The sequence below is a fragment of the Azovibrio sp. genome (genome assembly GCF_049658005.1).
Lineage (GTDB): Bacteria > Pseudomonadota > Gammaproteobacteria > Burkholderiales > Rhodocyclaceae > Azovibrio.
The window spans coordinates 1-6,662 of sequence record NZ_JBASOH010000003.1 but is presented as its reverse complement, the minus strand read 5'-3'; the positions used below and the strand labels follow the sequence as shown (position 1 = coordinate 6,662).

Annotated in this window: 7 protein-coding genes and 3 pseudogenes; 4 read left to right on the top strand and 6 right to left on the bottom strand. The window is 65.7% G+C overall.

Going from position 1 to position 6,662, the window contains the following annotated elements:
* The 4 genes and pseudogenes from WBH99_RS00305 to WBH99_RS00290 all read right to left on the bottom strand — a co-directional run.
* A pseudogene (locus WBH99_RS00305) lies at positions 1 to 674 on the bottom strand (RecQ family ATP-dependent DNA helicase); the annotation flags it as partial.
* 176 nt (positions 675 to 850) lie between these two features.
* Positions 851 to 1,354 (bottom strand): nicotinamide-nucleotide amidase, encoded by a 504-nt coding sequence (gene pncC, locus WBH99_RS00300; protein ID WP_424218101.1) that lies wholly within the window; start codon positions 1,352 to 1,354, stop codon positions 851 to 853.
* The gene (locus WBH99_RS00295; RefSeq protein ID WP_424218100.1) at positions 1,339 to 1,824 is read right to left on the bottom strand and encodes a phosphatidylglycerophosphatase A family protein; all 486 of its coding nucleotides are present in this window, start codon (positions 1,822 to 1,824) and stop codon (positions 1,339 to 1,341) included. The genes pncC and WBH99_RS00295 overlap by 16 nt, the downstream gene beginning before the upstream one ends.
* A gap of 593 nt (positions 1,825 to 2,417) precedes the next feature.
* Positions 2,418 to 2,615: a hypothetical protein gene (locus tag WBH99_RS00290; RefSeq protein ID WP_424218099.1), complete on the bottom strand. Its 198-nt coding sequence runs from the start codon at positions 2,613 to 2,615 to the stop codon at positions 2,418 to 2,420.
* Between WBH99_RS00290 and WBH99_RS00285 the strand changes: the two genes are divergently transcribed.
* The 4 genes and pseudogenes from WBH99_RS00285 to WBH99_RS00270 all read left to right on the top strand — a co-directional run bounded on the left by WBH99_RS00285 (position 2,614) and on the right by WBH99_RS00270 (position 5,523).
* Positions 2,614 to 2,883 carry a hypothetical protein gene (locus tag WBH99_RS00285; protein ID WP_424218098.1) on the top strand — a complete coding sequence of 90 codons (270 nt, stop codon included), beginning with the start codon at positions 2,614 to 2,616 and terminating at the stop codon, positions 2,881 to 2,883. The two genes, WBH99_RS00290 and WBH99_RS00285, sit on opposite strands and share 2 nt — an antisense overlap.
* Before the next feature lie 684 nt (positions 2,884 to 3,567).
* Positions 3,568 to 3,687 (top strand): annotated as a pseudogene (locus WBH99_RS00280) (DNA-binding response regulator); the annotation flags it as partial.
* Positions 3,684 to 5,090, top strand: a complete 1,407-nt coding sequence (locus tag WBH99_RS00275) for a heavy metal sensor histidine kinase (protein ID WP_424218097.1) — start codon at positions 3,684 to 3,686, stop codon at positions 5,088 to 5,090. The pseudogene WBH99_RS00280 and the gene WBH99_RS00275, both read left to right, overlap by 4 nt.
* A 142-nt stretch (positions 5,091 to 5,232) precedes the next feature.
* Positions 5,233 to 5,523, top strand: coding sequence for a hypothetical protein (locus WBH99_RS00270; protein WP_424218096.1), 291 nt, complete (start codon positions 5,233 to 5,235; stop codon positions 5,521 to 5,523).
* 117 nt (positions 5,524 to 5,640) lie between these two features.
* On the opposite strand, the gene WBH99_RS00265 is transcribed toward WBH99_RS00270, so the two are convergent.
* Positions 5,641 to 6,561 carry an ATP-binding cassette domain-containing protein gene (locus tag WBH99_RS00265; RefSeq protein WP_424218095.1) on the bottom strand — a complete coding sequence of 307 codons (921 nt, stop codon included), beginning with the start codon at positions 6,559 to 6,561 and terminating at the stop codon, positions 5,641 to 5,643.
* Positions 6,561 to 6,662: pseudogene (locus tag WBH99_RS00260) on the bottom strand (alpha/beta hydrolase); the annotation flags it as partial. The gene WBH99_RS00265 and the pseudogene WBH99_RS00260, both read right to left, overlap by 1 nt.

The window sequence follows — 6,662 nt, the reverse complement described above, 5'->3', positions numbered from 1 at the left end:
GGCCAGCCCAGTCGCTCCGCTTGCTCCACGATCTGCTGGCTGGCCAGCTGGCAACACTGGCCGTGCAGCAGCCGGGTGATGGCGGCGCGGGCTTCCTCGTCCCCGGGCTGGGGACGGGCGCGAATCTTCATGAAAAAACTGTTGAGCCCGGACACGCCTTGATCGCGGGTGGTCAGCCAGTGCCAGGCCAGCAGCAGATCCGGTTGTCCGGCCTGGGCCTGTTCCAGGCTGCGTACCTGCTCGATGAAGACCTGCAGGGCAAGTTCTGCATCCAGGAGCGGGTTGTTGCGGCGGTGGCCGAGCAACTGCCCGTCCTGATAATGCTTGACCAGGTGGTGATAGGGATGCTGCGGAAAAGCCAGGGGATTGAGGCGCAGGGTATCTACCACCGGCTTTCCCAGCAGGCGCAGATTGGGCTGGGTGGCCCGCAGATGGGGTAGATCGAAGGCGACCAGGTTATGACCCAGAAGAAAGGCCGCTGTGTCGGCCAGCGCGTCCAGCTTGGCCAGGGCTTCATCCAGGTCGCCGGGGGGAAAGCTCAGGGATTCTCCCGTGTCGCCCCGTACCGCCCCCAACTGATGAATCCGGGCCGACTGGCGACCGACTTCCAGGTCGAGGCTCAGGCATTTGGGTTTGAGTTGGGCCGAGGCGTCAGCTGGCGGATCGATGGGCACGAAAGGAGGTTGGTCGCAGGAAAAGATCCTGGCATTTTAGCGGCAGGAAGGTTTCAAGGCGGCGCAAGCGGCAACGCCCGTGAAGCAAAGATCCGGCTGGACCCGGCAGCGCGGGCAAGGCGAAGTCGGATCGGGAGGCGGTATCACCCCCTGGCGCTCAAGGCTCAGGGCCGAGGCTACTTTTCCAGTTGCAGCAGCAGCCCTTCCAGGGCGAAGGCCACGGCCTGGCGGCGGATGCCGGCGCGGTCTCCGTCGAAGTACCGGGTGCAGGCGGTGCAGCCGCCATCCGGGCTGGCCCAGGCAAAACACACCATGCCCACCGGTTTTTCCGCGCTCCCCCCTGTGGGCCCGGCAATGCCGGTGATGGCCAGGCTCCACTGAGCCCTGCTGTGCGCCACGGCGCCCTGGGCCATGGCACGGGCCACGGGCTCGGAGACGGCCCCGTGTTTTTCCAGCAGCCGTTCTGCCACTCCCAGCATGTCCATCTTGGCGGCGTTGGAGTAGGTGACGAAACCCCGCTCGAACCAGGCGGAAGAACCGGCAATGGCGGTGAGGCACTGGGCCACCCAGCCGCCGGTACAGGATTCCGCCGTGGCCAGCATCCAGCCCCGGGCCAGCAGTCGTTCCCCGAGTTGCTGCGCCAGGGCCTCCAGGCCAGCCTGATTCAGTTCAGCAGCCATTTCAGCACCGCAATCCCGAGCAGGGCGTAGAACGCCGCAATCACGTCATCCATCATCACTCCCAGGCCATTCTTGACGTGTTCGTCGAACCAGCGGGCGGGCTGGGGTTTGGTGATGTCGAACAGGCGGAACAGGACAAAAGCCGCCAGCTGCCACCCAAAGCCCGCCGGGGTCAGCAGCAGCACGAACCAGAATGGCACGATCTCGTCCCAGACGATGCTGCCGTGGTCCACCACACCCAGGGCTCGACCCGTCTTGTGGATGGCGCTGACGCCGAGCACGAAGGCGATGGCCAGCAGGGCCAGGAAGGGGCCGTCGGCCAGATGCGGGCGCAGCCATGCGAAGGTCAGCCAGGCAAACAGGGTGCCGACGGTGCCCGGGGCCCACATGGAGAGGCCGCTGCCGCAGCCCAGTGCAATGAAGTGGGCCGGGTGGGCCATGAGAAAGCGGAGGCTGGGGGGGCGGTTCATGGAGGGGACAAAGCAGGATGAATGGCTGGCAAGTATCGCCGATTTCGGGCGACAAATTAGCGCAGGACAGCCGGCATGGCTCACTTTGCGGGTCGATGGGCGTAAAAACAGCCTGACTACAGGGCGACCGCATCCCCTCCGGATTTTTCAAAGGATTTTGCAAGAAAGCGGGCGGCTCCCGTTTCATCCCTTGACCCGATTGGAGCTGCGCCAATCACGCTTCGTGCGCCGCTAAAGCGGGACCGCCCATGCGGGATTTCATCCCGGCCCGGCTCCGTTTTCCGCCCGCGCCGGCCATGCACGCGCCGGCTGCCCACATGCTGGACGGGGAGGAACAGGGGAGGAACAGGGGCAGGGACGACAGGGACCCTTCCGGGGACCATCCCCACGGCCAGCAGGAACAGCCTGGAAGACCCCTCGATTTCTTTGTCGAAGAACGGCGCGTGCCGCACTTGCTCCAGCGGCTCAACCGGGCTCAACCGGGCTCAACCGGGCTCAACCGGGCTCGACCCGGCCCGACCGGGCCAGGCGGCTGTGCTCGCGCTCGATGGGCACGGCGATCAGCGCGGGATCGAATTTGCCGGTCTTTGGCATCACCCTCCCATCCACAACACATTCATCCCCGCCATCCCCGCATCCGGCATGCCGGTCACCGTGATGACGAAATCTTCGTCGGGATTCCCTACGTGCAGATAGGCCCCTTCGCCCAGCGGCAGCCAGCCGATGGATTCGGCTTCGATGGCGGCGAGCTCGGCAAGCTCCGCCTGAAGGTCAAGAACCCGTTCGTTCATGCTGGCAACACCTCCGTCTATTTCGGTTACGCAAAAATCGGGCATGGATCATATTTCGATATTACCTTCTTTTTCAAGGGCTTCGGAGTTTCTGGTGGACGAAGTTCGCTTCTGGGGCAGTTTCATCGTTGGATGCTGCCCGGTCACCAACAGGAATGGCTCCCTCGAACTTCCCGGTTTCCTCGATCTGCCTGTGCAACATGGCCGTGGTAATCGGTTTGCCCAGCAGAATCCTACCTTCGGCCTTCATCGCCTCCTGCACTGCTGACCCGACATGATCCGCCGCCTCAATGTCGGTCGGCGTGCAATGGGGGTATTTTTCAAGTGCTTTCCTGTTTGGGGCGTAACCTTAGCGGTTAGTGGTGTTTCAGGTTAATGTCCGGTCGTGGACAAGCGCAAACCTCATTACCGGCTGGCCGACATTCAAGCCGTGGTGGCCGACTCAAGCCAAGGAACTGGCGGAAATCCGATAATCAGGCTTTCCCTCGAGTCTGTATGCCCTGCCCGTCACTATCCTCAACCTACCCGGACTGGACGTGGTGGATTTCCGGGAAACGGCGACTGAGTACCACGTCCGCGCCGGTACGCCGGGTCGATATACCCAAGCCGCAAGGCGGGGTCAGGGCGCTCGGCATTCCGATGCTGACGGATCGACTGATCCAGCAAGCGTTGCATCAAGTGCTCGCACCGATCTTCGAGGCCGAATTCTCCGGATCGAGCTACGGCTTCCGACCGGGAGGAACGCCCATCCGGCCTCGATTCTGGGCCTGGCGCTGGCCTTGCTGCCCAGCCCGGCACTCCCACCCTCACCGCAAGAAAGCCGACGATGCTAAAACATGACGTTACTGCCGACATGGCCAAGGCCACCGGGCACCTCCCGGGCTTGGCTGCCAGGCTCATCCCGAATGCCACCGCCACCGCCACCGCCACCGCCACCGCCACCGCCACCGCCAACTTCATCGAAGTGGCGGTGCGCCGCCTGCGCGCCAAGATGGACGACCCCTGCAAACCGAAACGGATCCGCCCCGGGCGCGGCATGGACTATGTGCTGGAAGCGCCGGAACAGCCATGACCCTTGCGCTGCGCTCTTCCCTCACCTTGCGCCTGGCGCTGCTGTTTGCCCTGCTGTCCTCCCTGATCCTGCTCGGCCTGGGGCTGTTCGTGGGGCGGGCCGTGGATGTCCATTTCCAGGAAGGCGACCTGGAGGAACTGCACGGCAAGCTGACCCTGATTCGCAGCATCCTGGTCGCCCTGCCGGCGGACGAATTGCTGGAGGCCCTGCCGGCGCGCCTGGGCCCGGCCCTGGTCGGCCACCCGCACCTGGGGCTGACGGTGCTGGACCGGGAGGGTTTCCCCCTCTTCACCAGCGCCGCCGGCATCCCCGAATGGCTGCTGCACGAACCGGCCGCCCCCGGCAACGAAGCCCATCCTCCGGCCCGCACCGGCGCCGACCCGGGCCAGCACCCCCAACGCGGCATCCTGGCCCAGGCCCACACCGCCGATGGGCAAGCGGTGCAGGTGGCCATCACCGTGGATATCGAACATCACCGGCACTTCATGGCCGGCTTCGCCCGCTCCCTGGGCTGGGCCCTGGGCCTGGCCGTCCTGGCCAATCTCCTGTTTGCCTGGATCGCCGCCCGGCGCGGCCTGGCGCCCCTGGGGCAACTGCTGGGCCTGGCCCGGCGGGTGTCCGGCGAACGGCTGCACGAGCGCCTGGAAGCCGCGACCCTGCCGCTGGAACTGCGCCCTCTGGCCCGGGAGCTGAACCAGATGCTGGATCGGCTGGAAGAGGCCTTCGCCCGCCTCTCCGGTTTTGCCTCGGATATCGCCCACGAACTGCGCACCCCGGTCACCGCCCTGATGACCCAGACTCAGGTGGCCCTGAGCCGGGCCAGGAGCGCCGGGGAATACCGGGAAGTGCTGTATTCCAGCCTGGAGGAGCACGAACGCCTGTCGCGCATGATCGGCGACATGCTGTTCCTGGCCCAGGCGGAAAACGGCCTGATGGTGCCGCACCGGGAACCGGTGGAACTGGCCGGGCTGCTCCAGTCCCTGTTCGAGTTTTACGGCTTGCTGGCCGAGGAACAAGGCATCCGCCTGGAGCTGAGCGGCAGCGCCACGGTCAGCGGCGACGCCCTGATGCTGCGCCGGGCCCTGGGCAATCTGCTTTCCAACGCCCTGCGCCACACGGCGCCCGGCGCCCTGATCCGGGTCACGATCGAGCCGGACGCCACGGGCCGCACGGCCATCCGCGTGGAAAACCCGGGTCCGCCCATCCCGGCCCCGCAACTGGAGCGGATTTTCGAACGCTTCCACCGGGTCGACGCGGCCCGCGGACGGGGCGGTGAAGGGGGCGCCGGGCTGGGGCTGGCCATCACCCGCTCCATCATCACCGCCCACGGCGGCAGCATTCACGCCGAATCCGCCGGGGGCCTGACCCGCTTCTGCATCACCCTGCCGCCCATGGGCCCCTGACTCAAGGACGCTGCGACGTCATGAAGCGTCACGCCGCGTTACCTTGTTGCTGCAATCCTTCTATGACCCAGCCGCGTTGATCTTCGCAAGGCCGGAAGAAACCGACCGAGTTAATCCAGACTCAACACAGGAGCTTTACATCATGATCAAGAAAATCGCCGCCATTGCCCTCGTTTCCGCTTTCACCGGTGCCGCCTTTGCCCAGCCCGCCACCCCTGCCACTCCGGCTACCCCTGCGGCTCTTGCCGTGGAAAAAAAGGGGGATGCCATCAAGGCTGACGCCAGGACCGAAGTGAAGGCCGAAGCCAGGGGGGATGCACCCAAGGCGACTGAAAAGCCGGCAAAGAAGGTAAGGCATGCAAAGCAAAAGGCCGCCGAGGTCAAGCCCGGCGCAGAGCAGGAAGCCCCCGCGGCTGAAGCGGCCAGGAAGTAAAACGGCCAGCCACCTTCAAAACCGCCCCTCAAAACCCCGTCGCTTGCGGCGGGGTTTTGTTTGTCCGTGAGTTGATCCTCCCGGACAACTCCACCAGACCAGCGCCCTGCTCAGGACTCAATCCCGGAGTTCCCGCCCGGTCAGCTTGATGAATACGTCTTCGAGGTTGGAGGCGCGGTGCACGTAACGCAGGCCGCTGGCCTCGGCCAGGGCGGCAAGCAGGGGCTGGGGGTCCTGGCAGTAGAAGAAGGCGGTTTCGCCGCTCACCTCGACCCGGGCGCTACTGTGCCGCTGGGCGGCCACGAAGGCTGCGAGGGCGCCGGCGGCTTCGTCATAGACTTCCACCACCTGGGGTTCGATGTGGGTGGCGATCAGTTCCCGGGGGCTGCCCTCGGCGATCTTTCTGCCGTGGTCGATGATGATCAGCCGGTCGCAGAGGCGCTCGGCTTCGTCCATGAAGTGGGTGGTGAGGAGCAGGGTCTTGCCGGCCACCTTGAGCTGCTTCATGCGTTCCCAGATCAGGTGCCGGGCCTGGGGGTCGAGGCCGGTGGTGGGTTCGTCCAGGAAGATGATGTCGGGGTCGTTCACCAGGGCGCGGGCCAGGGTCAGGCGCCGCTTCATGCCGCCGGAGAGGGTGGCGATGCGGGCATCGGCCTTGCTCTCCAGGCCGGAAAACTGCAATAGCCAGGGGATGCGGGCGCTGATTTGGGCCTTCGACATGCCGAAATAGCGGCCAAATACCAGCAGGTTCTCGGTGGCGGTGAAATCCGGGTCGAGGTTGTCGAACTGGGGCACCACCCCGGTGCGGGCCCGGGCGGCCTGGGCGCGGGCGGGGATCGGCAGCCCGGCCAGGGTGATGCGGCCCGAATCCGGCGCGGTCAGCCCCAGGCAGAGCTTCAGGGTGGTGGTCTTGCCGGCGCCGTTGGGGCCGAGCAGGCCAAAACAGCTGCCCGGCGTCAGGGCGAAGGAGAGGCCTTCCACCACCGGGGTGCCGGCGTAGGATTTTCTCAACTCATGAACGGCGAGGGGAATGTCCATCAGTGCCGCCAGGCCCGGGTGACGATGTCGCGGATGAGGTGCAGGCGCCGGTGAAAGAAATGATCGGCGCCGGGCACTACCACCACGGGCAGGTCCTGGGG